This is a genomic window from Vogesella facilis, from assembly GCF_042648525.1.
In the GTDB taxonomy this organism is placed as follows: Bacteria; Pseudomonadota; Gammaproteobacteria; order Burkholderiales; family Chromobacteriaceae; genus Vogesella; species Vogesella facilis.
In genome coordinates, this window is record NZ_JBHRXN010000036.1 from 310,457 (window position 1) to 325,817 (window position 15,361).

The window sequence follows — 15,361 nt, forward strand, 5'->3', positions numbered from 1 at the left end:
CGTGGCGGACACGGGCTTAACGCGCGGCGTACGGCGCGATCGGGTTCTGCAGCGTGCCGGCGAACTTGAGGTTCTTCGCCGGGTCCGCCAGATCGATCATCTGCTGGTTGTTGCCCAGCTGCAGCCGGTTCAGGCACGAGCGGGTGAACGCCGGCGCGAACAGGTCATAGCGGGCGAACTTGGCCGCCAGCTGCGGCTGGCTGGCCTGGTAGTCCAGCACGCACTGCGCCACTTCGCGCCAGAAATCCCGCTGCGGCAGCGTGCCGCTGTGGTCGAGGATGGCGCCGATGAAGCGGAAAATGCAGTCGAACACGTCGGTAAACAGCGACAGGATCTTCAGCTCCTCCGGCACCTCCACCGCCAGGCGCTGCACCCCGGCCGGCAGTACCGCGTCCGGGTTGAGGATGGCGCACTCCTCGGCGATGTCCTTCATGATGGCGCGTAGCGGCACATTGTTTTCCAGCTGCAGGATCAGGTTCTCGCCGTGCGGCATGAACACCAGGTCGTGCGCGTAGAAGCAATGCAGCAGCGGGGTGAGGTAGGCGGCGAGGTAGCGGCGCAGCCAGCTTTGCGCATCCAGCCCCGAGCTGCCGATCAGCGCCGGCAGCAGCGCCTTGCCGTCGGCGTCCACATGCAGCAGCGAGGCCATGGTCATCAGCCGCTGGCCGGGGGCCAAGAGCGGCAGCGGGCTTTCGCGCCACAGCGCCGAGAACATCTTCTTGTACGGCGTATCCCTGGCAATGCCCTGCTCGTAGTAGTGGTTGCGGAAGCCGATGGCCGCCACCTCGCGCAGGATGGTGAAGCCGTTGGCCGCCAGCAGCGGGTCGCCGGCCACGTGGTTCTTGATCCACTCGTTGATGGCCGGGGTGGCCAGCATGTAGTACGGCGACAGCCCGCGCATGAAACCCATATTGAGAATGGACAGCGCGGTCTTCACATAGCGGCGCCCTGGCTGGCTGATATTGAAAAAGGTGCGGATCGACTGCTGCGCCAGGTAGGCGTCGCTACCGTAGCCCAGGCACACGATATTCTGCTGCGCCACGTCGGCGGCAAAGCACTGCGCCAGCTTGTTGAACCACTGCCACGGGTGCGCCGGCATCAGCAGGTAGTCGTCGCCGTTCAGGCCGCGCGCCGCCAGCTGGCGGGCGAATGCGGCCAACGTTTCGGCGCCCAGCTCCTCGTCCAGCAGCTGCTGGTAGGACAGGTCGCTGATGCTGCTGAAGGTGGCCTTGCTGCGGTGTACCGCCAGCCAGATCAGGCGGATCGGCGAGGCGGCCTCCGGTGCGTAGTTGCCGTAGTCGGCGGCATCGAAGCCGATGCGGCCGTTATTGGCCACGAAGCACGGGTGGCCTTCCATCATCGAGGTTTCCACCGACTGGAAGTCGGCGCGGGTCAGCTCGTCGGCGCTGAGTCCGGCGCGGCCGTGCTTGAAGGCGCTGCCGTACAGCGTGCTGCTGATCTCGTCCAGGTACACCGGCATCATGTCGTCGCCGATATTCAGCAGCGCCTTGAACTCGATGATGAAGGCCAGTGCGTCCAGCGCGCTGTCGGCGCCCGCCTCCAGCCGGCGCAGCGAGGCGGCGTCGATATCCCAGTGCTCCAGTGCCAGCAGCCGGGCGCGGAAGCGGTATTCCGCATCGCGGCCGGGTACCGGCAGGCGGTAATCGCTCCAGTCGCCCTCGCCCTCGCCAACCAGCAGCTGCGGCTGCAACAGCAGCTCGTGGCTGAATTCGGCGATGGCCTTCCGCAGCAGCAGGCGGTTGACCTTGGCCCATAGCGCCGGTTGCAAATGGGCGGCGGCTTGTTGCGGCTTGTCGAATACGATGGTGTTCATAGTGTTTCCTTTACTGGCCATGCTGTCTGCAGCGCGGCCTGATGTTGTTCACGGGTGCAGCAGGCCAGGTGTGCGCGCTTGTGCGGCAGGGCAATCTCCTGCTGGTAGACGAAGCCGGCATGGCGGTTGATGACGTGGATCTTGTCGTTGCGCACGTCCGGCTCCACCACCACGCGGCGGGTGGCCGGGTCGCGGAACAGGAAATCCAGGATCACGCGCATCACCGCGCGGGTGAAACCGGGTACCCGCCGCGTCGGCGGTGCCACCAGGAAGTGCATGCCCATGTCGCCTGCCGCCACCGGGTAGTGCCCGGCCAGCACGTCGTGCGCCGGGTCGTAGCACTCCAGCAGGAAGGCCGGCTCGCCGTGGTACAGCCCCAGGTAGCAGGCGCTGTGCGCGCCTTGCTGCAGCGCGCGGTAGGCGGCATCGACCTCGGCCAGCGTGGCCTGCTGCATGCCCCAGTAGCGGGCGTAGTCCTGCGTTACCCAGCCATGCAGCAACGGCATGTCGCCAGGCACCGCCAGCGGCCGCAGGCTGAAATCGCCCACACCGGGCACCCGGCAGTGGTGATGGTTGGCCGCAAGCGCGGCGGAGTCATTGGATGTGAATAAGCTCATGAGGCGTCCTCAGGCGGGGACGGTGCGCGGCCGCGTCACCGCCAGCAGGGGGTAGAGCAGCGCGGTCAGCACCAGGCCACCGGCTGCCACCAGGAAAGGCGATGCCAGGCCCTGCCCCGCCACCAGCAGGCCGGCGGCGTAGGAGGCAGCCAGCACGCCCAGGTTCTGGCAGAAGTTGATCTTGCTGTAGTCGGCGGCGTAGCTGGCCGGCGTGCCAAGGCGGAACAGCTGCACGTCCAGCTGCACGGTGAGCTGGAACAGCGCCCAGCCGAACAGGCAGCGCCCGGCCAACAGGGCCGCCGTATCCGGCAGCGCCTGCAGCAGCAGCCCGGCGCAGCCCAGCAGCAGCATGGCCGGCAGGCTGCCCAGCGGCACCAGCCCGCGCAGCGCGCGGCGGCGGTTGTGCCACAGCCCGCCCAGCGCCAGCAGCGCCGGCAGCGCGAACACCGCCGCCGCCAGCCGGCTGTCGCCGATGCCGCTCACCGCCTGCCAGTGCAGCGCGAAGAAGGCACGCACCAGGTAGGCGCTGAAGTAGAACAGCAACATCAGCGCCCCCAGCCGGTACACGCTGGCCAGCCGTTCGCCATCGTCCGCCGCCTGCGGCGCAAGGTTGGCCGCATGCGGTAGCGGCAACGGCTGCCGCCACAGCAGGTACAGGCAGATGCCGATCTGGATGGCATCACCGGCCGCCATCAGCAGGAACACCTGCCCGCCGTCCACGCCCTGCAGCAGCAGCCCGCCCAGCAGCGCGCCGACGATGCCGCCGAAGTGCACGATCACCGACAACAGCCCCACGGTGGCGGTGTGCTCGCCCTCGCCGGCCAGCGCCATCAGCTGCGGGTACACCAGCAGATAGCTGCCCTTGCAGGCGATCATCGCCAGCGACACCAGCCAGAAGCCGGCCAGCGAGCTGGTCCAGTAGCAGTACAGGCACAGCAGGCCGGCGGCCAGCTGGGTGAACACCAACAGCTGCAGCAGCGGCAGGTGGCGCACCACCCGCACCCACAGCGGCAGCGCGAACATCACCACCAGGCACATGGCCGCCACGTAGGCGCCCACGTGCTGCGGGTCGTGCATGCCGAAGCGGGCGGCGAAGAACTGCGGGTAGAACGGCAGCAGCATGGCGTCGCTCACCACCGCCACCGCGGTGAGGCCCATCAGCAAGGACTTCTGCTTCATGCGCTCAGCCGCTCCGCCGCGTGGGCCGGCGCCTGTGGCGCGGCAAACTGCTGGAAGGCGATGCGCCGCTCTATCGGGTAGTGCTCCACCCCGCTGATGGCACGGATCAGCCACGCGTTGCGGTAGCACGCCATGCCCAGGTCCGGCGTCACCAGGCCGTGGCTATGCAGCTCGGCGTTCTGCACGAAGATCTCGCTGCCGCCGTGGTCGATGCTGTAGTTGCGGCCAACCTCGAAACGGCCGCGCGCGTCGCGGCGGATGCGCCCGTGTATCGGCTGCAGGAAGGCCGGCTCGCGGTAGCGGTAGCCGGTGGCCAGCACCAGCGCCTCGCTCTCCAGCTCGAAGTGCACATCCTGTTCCTGCTGCTGCAGCCCCAGGCGGAAGCGGCCGCTGGCCTCGTCGTAGTGGCAGCTCTGCAGCGCGGTGTTGGTCATCAGCTGGCTATCCACCTCGCCCAGCAGCCGCTTGTTGTACAACGTGTCGTAGATGGCGTTGATCAGCGACAGGTTGATGCCCTTGTACAGGCCCTTCTGCTGCTGCATCAGCGCGTCGCGCTGCGCCATCGGCAGGCGGTGGAAGTAGTCGATGTACTCCGGCGAGGTCATCTCCAGCGTGAGCTTGCTGTACTCCAGCGGGAAGAAGCGCGGCGAACGGGTGAACCAGTTCAGCCGGTAGCCGTAGCGCTCGATGTCCTGCAGCAGGTCGTAATAGATCTCCGCCGCGCTCTGGCCGCTGCCGACGATGGTGATGCTGCGCTTCTGCTGCAGCTCGGCCTTGTCGGCAAGATAGGTGGCGGAATGCCCGACGCGGTCGGCCACCTCGTGGCAGCACGCCGGCAGCCACGGCACGGTGCCGGTGCCCAGCACCAGCTGGCGGCCGCGGTACACCTCGCGCTCGCCGCTGCGGGTGTGCACGCAATGCACCGCGTACACACCGTCCTGATGGCTTACCCGCTCCACGTAGCGCTGCCAGCGCAGGGCCGGCAGCTGCGCCGCCACCCACTGGCAGTACTGGTTGTACTCGTGGCGCATCATGAAAAAGTCTTCCTTGATGTAGAAGCCGTAGATGCGCCCGGTGGTTTTCAGGTAGTTGAGGAAGCTGAAGCGGCTGGTAGGGTCGGCCAGGGTGACCAGATCGGCCAGGAACGGCGTCTGCAGCGTGGCGCTGTCCAGCAGCATGCCCGGGTGCCAGTTGAAACCTTCGGCCTTGTCCAGGAACACCCCGTCCATGTCCGGCAGCGGCGCGGCCAGGCACGCCAGACCGAGGTTGAACGGGCCGATGCCGATGGCGACGAAATCGTGAATCTTGCTGTGCATCTGTGTGCTCCTCAGGCCGAGCGCGCGCACGGCGCGGCATGCTCGGCCAGGTAGGCTTCGCCGTGATGGCGGATCAGCGCGGCCACCGCTGCCAGATCGGCGAGGGTGGTTTCCGGGTTCAGCAGGGTGAATTTCAGGTACTGCCGCCCGCCAAGCTTGGTGGCGGCGATCACCGCCTCGCCACTGCGGAAGATGGCCTTGCGGATGTAAACGTTGGCCGCATCCAGCAGCGCGTCGTCGCCCAGCGCGGCAGCCGGCGCGAAGCGCAGCACCAGGGTGGACAGCTGCGGCGCGGCGGCGAACTGCAGCCACGGCTCGGCGCGCAGCATGGCGTAGCCCTGCTGTGCCAGCTCGATGACACGGTCGAACATGGCGCCGATCTCGGCGCCGCCCATGCTGCGCAGCGTCAGCCACAGCTTGAGCGCGTCGAAGCGGCGCGTGGTCTGGATGCTCTTGTTCACCAGATTGGGCGTGCCCTCCTGCGCCGCGCTCAGCGGGTTGAGGTAGTCGGCATGCCAGGTCAGGTGTGTGAAGTGGCGGCGCTCGCGCGCGAAGAAGGCGCTGCAGCTCACCGGCTGGAAGAAGGACTTGTGGTAGTCCACGGTGACGGAATCGGCGAACTCGATGCCGTGCAGCCAGTGGCGGCGCGTCGGCGACAGCAGCAGCGCGCCACCGTAGGCGGCATCCACGTGCAGCCAGATGTCGTGCTGCCGGCACTGCGCCGCGATGTCCGGCAGCGGGTCGATGCTGCCGAAATCGGTGGTGCCGGCGGTGGCCACCACGGCCAGCGGCAGCAGGCCGGCGGCCTGGCAGCGCGCCAGCTCGGCCTGCAGGGCCGCCATATCCATGCACTGGCGTGCATCGCACGGCACGCTGATCACCGCCTCGTAGCCCAGCCCCAGCAGCGCGGCGGATTTCTGCACGCTGAAGTGGCTGGCGCTGGAGCACAGGATGCGCAGGCGCCCGGCATCCGCCGGCAGGCCGGCGTGCTGCACGCTGTGGCCGCGGCGGGCGTAGTAGCTGTCACGCGCCAGCAGCAGCGCCATCAGGTTGGACTGGGTGCCGCCGCTGGTGAACACGCCGTCGGCGTCCGCGCCCAGGCCGAGGTGGCCCAGCGTCCAGTCGATGAGCTTCTGTTCGATCAGGGTGCCGCCGGCGCTCTGGTCCCAGGTGTCCAGCGACGAATTGAATGCCGACAGGATCAGCTCCGCCATCAGCGATGGCAGCAGCACCGGGCAGTTCAGATGCGCCAGGTAGCGCGGGTGGTGAAAGTAGACGGCATCGTCCAGATACAGCGTGGCCAGCTCGGCCAGCACCGCGGCCTGGTCGGCCGCCGGTTGTTCCAGATCGATGCCGGCGAAGGCCGGCGCCAGCTCCTGTGGCAGCACGCCACTGAACGGCTGCGACACTGCGGCCAGACGATGGCTCACCAGTTGCAGGCTCTGTTCCATGCCCTGGCGATAGGCCGCCAGGTTGTGCTGGTTGAAAAGGTGCCGCTTGCCCGGCACGTCGGCACGCGGCAGCGCCTGGCTGTCGCGGCTAACGATTTGCTTGATGGACATGTTCAAGTCTCGCATGGCCTGTCGTGACGACAGGGTGGGTGGTCCATGCTTGCATCCGGCGCCACCGGCCGCAGCCGCGGCGCCGTGCTGACACAAGCCTGTTACACGCAGGGCCGTGACACGGCACGGCCCATCTGCGTACAGGCGCCCTCGCCCGCCGCCGGGGTGGCGCGGGTCTGCGGGTAGCATCGGTTGCGGCGTTCCATCACGTCGTACTCCTGTTTGGCATGGATCACATCATATTGCCAATGATAATTATTATCAATATGATTCGCATCAATGCCTCGCAAATGTATTCATGCTGGCAGCACGCACCGGCAGCAGCGGCCGGCCAGGCCCTGCTGTTTTCCCTCCGGATCGCAACGCGATTCAACACACGGACGTACATACATGCAGAACCAACAACAGGCCGGTCGCCGGCAGCCGGCGCGCCCGCTGGGCAGCGCCCTGTGCATCGCCACCCTGGCGCTGGCGGTAAGCCAGGCCTTCGCCGCCGATGGCACCACGCTGGACACCGTGGTGGTAAGCGGCAGCCAGGACGCCGGCGCCAGCGCGCCCACCCGCGGCTATACGGTGAAATCGAGCAAGAGCGCCACCAAGACCGACACTTCGCTCAAGGAGATCGCGCAGTCGGTCAGCGTGGTCACCCGGCAGCAGATCGAGGATCAGGGCGCGCAGACGGTAGGCGAGGCGCTGGGCTACAGCGCCGGCACCTTCAACGGCGGCCGCGGCGCATACGGCCAGTTCGACAATATCGTGCTGCGCGGCTTCAATGACGGCATGACCACCAACCAGTATCTGGATGGCCTGCGCCTGGTGTCGGACGGCTCCACGCTGGCACAGATCCAGCTGGACCCGTACTTCATGGAGCGGGTGGAAGTGCTGAAAGGGCCCAGCTCGGTGGCGTACGGCACCACCGCCCCGGGCGGGCTGGTGGCCTCCAGCAGCAAGCTGCCGCTGGACAGCGCCTACCACCAGATCGAGGTGACGGTGGGCGACCACAACAAGCGGGCACTGGCGTTCGATTACGCCGACAGCCTGAGCGACAACCTCAGCTACCGTGTAGTGGGCAAGGCCTACGCCACGGACACGCAGCAGGATTACGGCCACGTCGAAAACTACACGCTGGCGCCGTCGCTGCGCTGGAAGATAGACGCCGACAACCGCCTGCTGCTGCAGGCCTATCTGTCGCACGCCCCGGACAGCGGCACCAATGGCTCGCTGCCGTACGAGGGCACCGTGATCGCCCGCAACGGCAAGACCCTGTCCAGCAGCTTTTACGATGGTGCGGCCAACGATGGCGTGATGCGCGACCAGATGTTCTACGGCTACCAGTTCGAGCACGACTTCAACGACAACTGGCAGTTCCGCCAGCATGCGCGCTACCAGGAAGTCGCCGTCGACGGCACCTACGCCTACCAGTACGGCTGGAGCGGCAACAGCAACCAGCTGATCCGCTATGCCACCGCCGAAGACGCCAAGACCAAGACCCTGCTGCTGGATAACCAGCTGGCCGGCAAGTTCGCTACCGGGCCGCTGCGCCACAGCCTGCTGGCCGGCATCGACTACCAGGACATGGACAGCAGCGACAATATCGGCAATGGCGCGCTCGACAACCTGGATACCGACAACCCGAACTACAACGTCGCCTACGGCACCATCGCCAAATACCACTACCAGCGCAGCAACCAGCAGCTGGGCAGCTATCTGCAGGATCAGCTGGCATGGCAGGACTGGCGTGTCAGCCTGGGGCTGCGCCACGACCACGCCGAGGTGTCGCCCTACAGCGAGAACAACAACAGCAACAACGGCTGGCAAGGCAACAAGCTCAGCAAGCAGCTGGGCATCAGCTATCTGCTGAGCGAGGCACTGGTGCCGTACTACAGCTATAGCGAAGGCTTCAAGGTCAGCGGCGCCGGCAATACCGACCAGAACGGCAAGGTCCTCAGCCCATCCAGCACCAAACAGCACGAGCTGGGCATCAAGTACCAGCCGGACGCCGACACCCTGCTGACCGCCGCCGTGTACCAGCTGGACCAGAGCAACGTGGCCTACTACGACTCCAGCGTGTACTACTACAAGCAGGTGGGTGATGTACGCGCCCGCGGCCTGGAGCTGGAAGCCAAAACCAAGCTCGGCCGCAACCTGAGCCTGCTGGCCAGCTACACCCGCACCGACATGCAGATCGTCAACGGCCTGAGCAGCGCCACCACCGGCAACACCCCGGTGATGGCACCGGAAAACATGGCCACGCTGTGGGCAGACTACGACTTCGGCAACGGTCTGGATCTGGGTGGCGGCGTACGCTACGTCAGCAGCATGTGGGCGGACAACGAGAACACCGCCAAGCTGCCGTCCTACACCCTGCTGGACCTGGCGCTGCGCGTGGACCTGGCGCGTTTCAACGCCGGCCTGAAGGGCACCTCGCTGCGCCTGAACGTCAACAACCTGCTGGACAAGGAATACGTGGCCTCGTGCTATGACCTGAGCGGTTGCTACTACGGCGCCGGCCGCAGCGTCAGCGCCACCGTCAGCTACAAGTGGTAAACCGTTGCGGCCAACGTTGGCCGCAAGCAAAACAGCCGGGCATTTGCCCGGCTGTTTTTATCTGCCATCGCGCTCAGTCCCGACCGGCAAACGCCAGCGGCTGCGACAGCACCAGCTCCACCTCGCAGCGCAGCAGCACGCCGAAGCCGGGCACGCTCAGCACCGCATCCGCCACGCCGATGGCGGCCAGATTGCGGCGCAGCCGGTAGATCAGGTTGTAGTAGCTGGAATCGCCCACCAGCCGCCCGCGCTCGCCCCACACCAGCGCGATCAGCTGCTCTTTGGCCAGCCCCTCGCGCGGCATGGCCCGCAGCAGCCGGTATTCATTGGCGCTGATCTTCTGCTGCTGCCCGCTGGCCGGGTTGATGATGTGCTGCAGCGGGGATAACTGGATGCGTACTGACATGGACTGGCCCTTGCTGACGCCCGGCGCGCCGCGCAGCCTGCGCGATGCAGGGCCTGCGGTGACCGGGTGCGGCCATCTTGCAGCAGGCAAAAATGTGCGGTCAATGCTGCAATAAATGATTTTGATGTTTTGAATGATTTGCACAATTTAATGCACGATATGCACATTTATTGCCAAACGGCGTGCCCGGCAGTAGCATCGGCCTCTCCCACCCTCGCCAGCCAGATCGCATGCAGGAACCAGAGTTCGTCACCACCCGCCAGGCCGCCGAAGTCATCGGCGTCAGCTACACCACCGTGCAGCGCATGGTGGAACAGGGCTTGCTGAAAGCCTGGAAGACCAACGGCGGCCACCGCCGCATCAGCCGCGCCTCGCTCAACGCCTATATCACCGGCAAGGCGGCACGCAAGCAGCGCGCGCAGCTGCTGGTCTATCACGTGGAAAAACAGGCCGACAAACGCCAGCAGCTGGCGCAGCTGCTGGCCGGCTGGCAGCTGCCGCTGCAGATGCGCGCCTTCGACGACGGCATCAGCGCGCTGGTGGCCATCGGCCAGGCGCGGCCGGATGTGCTGATCATCGACCTGCTGATGCCCGGCGTCAGCGCCTTCGACCTGCTGCAGTTGCTGCAGCAGCCCAACCATGCGCTGGAGGGCATCGACATCGTGCTGACCAGCGATATGGACAACGACACGGTGCAGCAGTGGGCCAGCCTGCCGGCCAACGTGGTGTTCTATGGCTACCCGCTGCCGCAGCAGCAGCTGCAGGGCTACTTTCAGGCCAAGGCGCAGGCGCTGTAGCGCGGCGGCGACTTGCCCGCGCCGCCAGCACGGCAAAGGTTGGCCGCAGACGGTCAAATGCGGCGCGCAATGCGAAGGCAGCAAAAACAAAACCCGCCGACGGCGGGTTTTTGCATTACGGCCAGGCGGTACTCAGGCCGGTGTGCGCTTGGTGAGCTTGAGCTTGCCGGCCAGCCAGGTGTGGTCGTAGCTGACGATCTCGAACGGGTTGCCGAACGGGTCGACGAAGGACAGCGAACAGAAGAAGCCGTGGTCGCGCACGCTGTCGCGGGCAATGGTCTGGCCTTCGCTGTTGAGCACGCGCTCGCCGGCCAGCTGGTCGATCCATTCCAGGAAATCCTGGCCGCTCACCACGAAGGCGATGGCGCCGGCAAACGCGGTGGCGCCCTCTTCCTGGCTGATGGCCAGCCGTACCGTGCCGCTGGGGTTGGCCATCATGATGACGCCGTGCGGGCCGTCCTGCATATGGCGGTAGCGGGTATCCGCCGCCAGCCCCAGCACGCGGCTGTACCAGTCGGCGGCCTTGGCGGCGTCGCTGACCCGGATGTGGATGTGATCAATCTTGCCCAACGTAAGCATGCTTTCCCCTTGCTCGGGCGTCGCCGCGCGCCGCCCATATCTGATTCTAAACGGTTTTCCCGATAAAACCGCAATCACTATGTCCGTGGCAGCAACAACGGTGCCAGATAATGGCCGGTATGGCTGGCCGGGTTGGCCGCCACCTGCTCCGGCGTGCCGCTGGCGATGATCTGGCCGCCGCCGGCGCCGCCTTCCGGCCCCAGGTCGATCAGCCAGTCGGCGGTCTTGATCACGTCCAGATTGTGCTCGATCACCACCACGGTGTTGCCGTTCTCGCGCAGGCGGTGCAGCACCTGCAGCAGCAGGTCGATGTCATGGAAATGCAGGCCGGTGGTCGGCTCGTCCAGAATGTACAGCGTGCGGCCGGTATCGCGCTTGGACAGCTCCAGCCCCAGCTTTACCCGCTGCGCCTCGCCGCCGGACAGCGTGGTGGCGCTCTGCCCCAGGCGGATATAGCCCAGGCCCACGTCCATCAGCGTCTTCAGCTTGCGCGCCACGGTGGGCACCGCGCCGAAGAATTCCAGCGCCTGCTCCACCGTCATCTCCAGCACTTCGGTGATGTTCTTGCCCTTGTACTGCACTTCCAGCGTCTCACGGTTGTAGCGCTTGCCGTGGCACACGTCGCACGGCACGTACACGTCCGGCAGGAAGTGCATCTCCACCTTGATCACGCCATCGCCCTGGCAAGCCTCGCAGCGGCCGCCCTTGACGTTGAAGGAGAAGCGCCCCGGGCCGTAGCCGCGCTCGCGCGCCAGCGGCACGCCAGAGAACAGCTCGCGGATAGGCGTGAACAGCCCGGTGTAGGTGGCCGGGTTGGAACGCGGCGTGCGGCCGATCGGGCTCTGGTCGACGTTGATCACCTTGTCCAGCTGCTCCAGCCCCTTCACCACGCGGTACGGCGACGGCTCCTCGCTGGCGCCGTTCAGATCGCGGGCGGCGATCTTGTACAGCGTGTCGTTGATCAGCGTGGATTTGCCGGAGCCGGACACGCCGGTGATGCACACCAGCATGCCCAGCGGCAGCTGCAGCGTCACGTCCTTCAGGTTGTTGCCGCTGGCGCCTTCCAGCGTCAGCAGGCGCTCGGCGTTTACCGCGCGGCGCTCGGCCGGCAGCGCGATGCTGCGGCGGCCGGACAGGAAGTCGCCGGTGACGGAATCGGTGCAGGCGGCGACTTCCTCCGGCTTGCCGGCCACCAGCACGTTGCCGCCGTGCTCGCCGGCGCCCGGCCCCATGTCCACCAGGTAGTCGGCGGCACGGATGGCGTCCTCGTCGTGCTCCACCACGATCACGCTGTTGCCCAGGTCGCGCAGCCGCATCAGCGTGGCCAGCAGGCGATCGTTGTCGCGCTGGTGCAGGCCGATGGACGGCTCATCCAGCACGTACATCACGCCGGTGAGGCCGGAGCCGATCTGGCTGGCCAGGCGGATGCGCTGCGCCTCGCCGCCGGACAGGGTATCGGCGGAGCGCGCCAGGCACAGGTAATCCAGGCCGACGTTATTCAGGAACGACACCCGCTCGCTGATTTCCTTGACGATCTTCTCCGCCACCGCCTGTTTCTGGCCGCTGAACTGCAGCTCGGCAAAGAAGTTGGCCGCATCCTTCAGCGCCATCTGGTTGATCTGGTGCAGGGTCTTGCGGCCGATGAAGATGTGGCGCGCTTCCTTGCGCAGCCGCGAGCCGCTGCAGGACGGGCAGCACTGGTTGTTCTGGTACTTGGCCAGCTCCTCGCGCACGGTGCTGGAATCGGTTTCGCGGTAGCGGCGCTCCAGGTTGGGGATGATGCCCTCGAAGCTGTGCGCGCGCTGGAACTTGGTGCCGCGCTCGGACTGGTAGGTAAAGTTGATTTCCTCGCGCCCGGAGCCGTGCAGCACCACGTGCTGCACCCGCTGCGGCAGCTCCTCGAACGCCAGCTCCAGCGAGAAATCGTAGTGCTCGGCCAGCGCCTGCAGCATCTGGTAGTAGAACTGGTTGCGGCGATCCCAGCCCTTGATGGCACCGGCGGCCAGGGTCAGCTCCGGGTGCGCCACCACGCGGCGCGGATCGAAGAAGGTGATCTCGCCCAGGCCGTCGCACTTGGGGCAGGCGCCCATCGGGTTGTTGAAGGAGAACAAGCGCGGCTCCAGCTCCGGCAAGCTGTAGCTGCACACCGGGCAGGCGAACTTGGCGGAGAACCAGTGCTCCTGGTTGCTATCCATCTCCACCGCAATGGCGCGGCCGTCGGCGTGGCGCAACGCGGTCTCGAAGCTTTCCGCCAGCCGCTGCTGCATGTCGGCGCGCACCTTGAGGCGGTCGATCACCACCTCGATGGTGTGCTTCTTGTTCTTGTCGAGCTTGGGCACCGCCTCCAGCTCGTACACCTCGCCGTCCACCCGCACGCGCACGAAGCCCTGCGCGCGCAGGTCTTCGAACAGGTCGAGGTTCTCGCCCTTGCGGCCAACGATGACCGGCGCCAGGATCATCACCCGCGTCTCGGCCGGCAACGCCAGCACGTGGTCCACCATCTGGCTCACCGTCTGCGACGCCAGCGCCACGTCGTGGTCCGGGCAGTGCGGGTCGCCGACGCGGGCGTACAGCAGGCGCAGGTAGTCGTGGATCTCGGTAACGGTGCCGACGGTGGAGCGCGGGTTGTGGCTGGTGGCCTTCTGCTCGATGGAGATCGCCGGCGACAGGCCCTCTATCAGATCCACATCCGGCTTTTCCATCAGCTGCAGGAACTGGCGCGCATAGGCGGACAGGCTTTCCACGTAGCGGCGCTGCCCCTCGGCGTACAGCGTGTCGAACGCCAGCGACGACTTGCCGGAGCCGGACAGGCCGGTGATCACCACCAGCTGGTGCCGGGGCAGGTCGAGGTTGACGTTCTTGAGGTTGTGCGTGCGCGCGCCGCGGATGCGGATGAAGTCCATGCCTGTCTCACCGTGATTCGGGGAACCTGCTACTATACCGGACTTGGCGTACCGCGCTCTACCCGCTTGGCGGTGCTGGTATTGCGCCGTCGTTACCTGTTGAAACGTAACGCAGAACCCGCCCGCGCTACACTGCGCCGGCAGCTTGTCCATCGCGTTGCTGCCCGCTTAGCCTGAAACCCATTCCGAATGACTGCACTCGAACTGCGCGCCAGCCTGGGGCTGGCCGGTATCTACGCCCTGCGCATGCTGGGCATGTTTCTCATCCTGCCGGTATTCGCCCTGTACGCCACCACGCTGCAAGGCGCCGACAACCACGCCATGATCGGCCTGGCACTGGGCAGTTACGGCCTGGTGCAAGCCATCCTGCAGCTGCCGCTGGGCATGCTGTCCGACAAGGTTGGCCGCAAGAAGGTGATCTACGGCGGCCTGCTGCTGTTTGCCGCTGGTAGCTTTGTCGCGGCCAACGCCCATGACATCACCTGGCTGATCATCGGCCGCGTGATCCAGGGCTCCGGCGCCATCTCCGCCGCCATCACCGCCCTGCTGGCCGACCTCACCCGCGAGGAAAACCGCACCCGCGCCATGGCGATGATAGGCATGAGCATCGGCACCACCTTCGCCGTCAGCCTGGTGCTGGGACCGCTGCTGGCCAAGCATATCGGCGTGGACGGCATCTTCACCCTCACCGGCGTGCTGTCGCTGCTGGCGCTGATCGGCGTGTGGCGGGTGATTCCCGACCCGGTGGTGTCGCGCTTCCACTCCGATGCCGAGGCCAACACCAAGCGCCTGCCAGCGGTGCTGCGCCACCCGGAACTGCTGCGCCTGAACTACGGCATCTTTGCGCTGCACGCGGCACAGATGGCGATGTTCGTCACCATCCCGTTTGCGCTGACCAGCACCGGCCATCTGGACAAGGCCGATCACTGGCAGGTGTACCTGCCGGTGGTGGTGGCCGGCTTCTTCCTGATGGTGCCGGCCATCATTTATGGCGAGAAAAAGGCGCGGCTGAAGCAGGTATTCGTCGCCGCGGTGGCGCTGATGACCGCCGCGCAGCTGGGCATGGCGCTGGCGCTGTCCAGCTTCTGGCTGATCGTGGTCTGGCTGACACTGTACTTTATCGCCTTCAACATCCTGGAAGCCACCCTGCCGTCGCTGATCTCCAAGATCGCACCGGCCGACGCCAAGGGCACCGCCATCGGCGTGTATAATACCGCCCAGTCTGTCGGCCTGTTCCTTGGCGCCGCGCTTGGCGGCTGGCTGTACGGCCGCTTCGGCGCCGCCGGCGTGTTCGGTTTTACCAGCGTGCTGATGGCAAGCTGGCTGCTGCTGGCCATCACCATGACCCCGCCCAAGGCGGTGAAAACCCAGATGTTCCACCTGGACGACAACTGGCGCGGCGACAGCAGCGCCCTGTCCAGCAGCCTGCTGGCACTGGATGGCATCAGCGAAGTGGTGATCATGCCGGACGAAGGCGTGGCCTACCTCAAGGTGGCGCAGCAAGGCTGGGATGAAGCCGGCGTGCGCCGCCTGCTGCCCATTGCCAAGCCATAGTCATGAACAGGCCTTACCGCTACACTCCGCAGGCGTGCCGGAAAACGGCGCCCTGCTCGATTGAATT

At 66.3% G+C, this 15,361-nt stretch carries 12 protein-coding genes; 3 read left to right on the top strand and 9 right to left on the bottom strand.

What is annotated here, in order from left to right; genetic code table 11:
- Positions 1 to 16: 16 nt before the first annotated feature.
- The 6 genes from ACFOLG_RS16840 to ACFOLG_RS16865 form a co-directional block, all read right to left on the bottom strand.
- Entirely contained in the window at positions 17 to 1,834 is a 1,818-nt protein-coding gene (locus tag ACFOLG_RS16840) for an IucA/IucC family protein (RefSeq protein WP_386094097.1), read from the bottom strand.
- Entirely contained in the window at positions 1,831 to 2,451 is a 621-nt protein-coding gene (locus tag ACFOLG_RS16845) for a GNAT family N-acetyltransferase (protein ID WP_386094100.1), read from the bottom strand. The genes ACFOLG_RS16840 and ACFOLG_RS16845 overlap by 4 nt, the downstream gene beginning before the upstream one ends.
- Before the next feature lie 9 nt (positions 2,452 to 2,460).
- Positions 2,461 to 3,630, bottom strand: coding sequence for an MFS transporter (locus ACFOLG_RS16850; RefSeq protein ID WP_386094103.1), 1,170 nt, complete (start codon positions 3,628 to 3,630; stop codon positions 2,461 to 2,463).
- Positions 3,627 to 4,946, bottom strand: a complete 1,320-nt coding sequence (locus tag ACFOLG_RS16855) for a lysine N(6)-hydroxylase/L-ornithine N(5)-oxygenase family protein (RefSeq protein WP_386094106.1) — start codon at positions 4,944 to 4,946, stop codon at positions 3,627 to 3,629. The genes ACFOLG_RS16850 and ACFOLG_RS16855 overlap by 4 nt, the downstream gene beginning before the upstream one ends.
- A gap of 11 nt (positions 4,947 to 4,957) precedes the next feature.
- A complete protein-coding gene (locus ACFOLG_RS16860) occupies positions 4,958 to 6,508 on the bottom strand; it encodes a pyridoxal phosphate-dependent decarboxylase family protein (RefSeq protein ID WP_386094108.1) in 1,551 nt (516 codons plus the stop codon).
- A 101-nt stretch (positions 6,509 to 6,609) separates the two neighbouring features.
- The gene (locus tag ACFOLG_RS16865; protein ID WP_386094111.1) at positions 6,610 to 6,744 is read right to left on the bottom strand and encodes a hypothetical protein; all 135 of its coding nucleotides are present in this window, start codon (positions 6,742 to 6,744) and stop codon (positions 6,610 to 6,612) included.
- 154 nt (positions 6,745 to 6,898) lie between these two features.
- Here ACFOLG_RS16865 and ACFOLG_RS16870 point away from each other — a divergent pair, with 154 nt between their 5' ends.
- A complete protein-coding gene (locus tag ACFOLG_RS16870; RefSeq protein WP_386094114.1) occupies positions 6,899 to 9,055 on the top strand; it encodes a TonB-dependent siderophore receptor in 2,157 nt (718 codons plus the stop codon).
- Positions 9,056 to 9,128: 73 nt separating this feature from the next.
- Here ACFOLG_RS16870 and ACFOLG_RS16875 read toward each other — a convergent pair whose 3' ends face one another.
- A complete protein-coding gene (locus ACFOLG_RS16875; RefSeq protein WP_386094117.1) occupies positions 9,129 to 9,461 on the bottom strand; it encodes a winged helix-turn-helix domain-containing protein in 333 nt (110 codons plus the stop codon).
- Between the two features lie 230 nt (positions 9,462 to 9,691).
- On the opposite strand from ACFOLG_RS16875, the gene ACFOLG_RS16880 reads away from it, so the two are divergent.
- A complete protein-coding gene (locus tag ACFOLG_RS16880; RefSeq protein ID WP_386094120.1) occupies positions 9,692 to 10,258 on the top strand; it encodes an excisionase family DNA-binding protein in 567 nt (188 codons plus the stop codon).
- Positions 10,259 to 10,390: 132 nt separating this feature from the next.
- On the opposite strand, the gene ACFOLG_RS16885 is transcribed toward ACFOLG_RS16880, so the two are convergent.
- Positions 10,391 to 10,837 carry a VOC family protein gene (locus ACFOLG_RS16885; RefSeq protein ID WP_386094123.1) on the bottom strand — a complete coding sequence of 149 codons (447 nt, stop codon included), beginning with the start codon at positions 10,835 to 10,837 and terminating at the stop codon, positions 10,391 to 10,393.
- Positions 10,838 to 10,914: 77 nt separating this feature from the next.
- On the bottom strand, positions 10,915 to 13,740 hold the full coding sequence (gene uvrA, locus ACFOLG_RS16890) for an excinuclease ABC subunit UvrA (protein WP_386094126.1): 2,826 nt from the start codon (positions 13,738 to 13,740) through the stop codon (positions 10,915 to 10,917).
- Between the two features lie 189 nt (positions 13,741 to 13,929).
- Between uvrA and ACFOLG_RS16895 the strand changes: the two genes are divergently transcribed.
- Positions 13,930 to 15,294, top strand: a complete 1,365-nt coding sequence (locus ACFOLG_RS16895) for an MFS transporter (protein WP_386094129.1) — start codon at positions 13,930 to 13,932, stop codon at positions 15,292 to 15,294.
- The last annotated feature ends 67 nt before the right edge of the window (positions 15,295 to 15,361 follow it).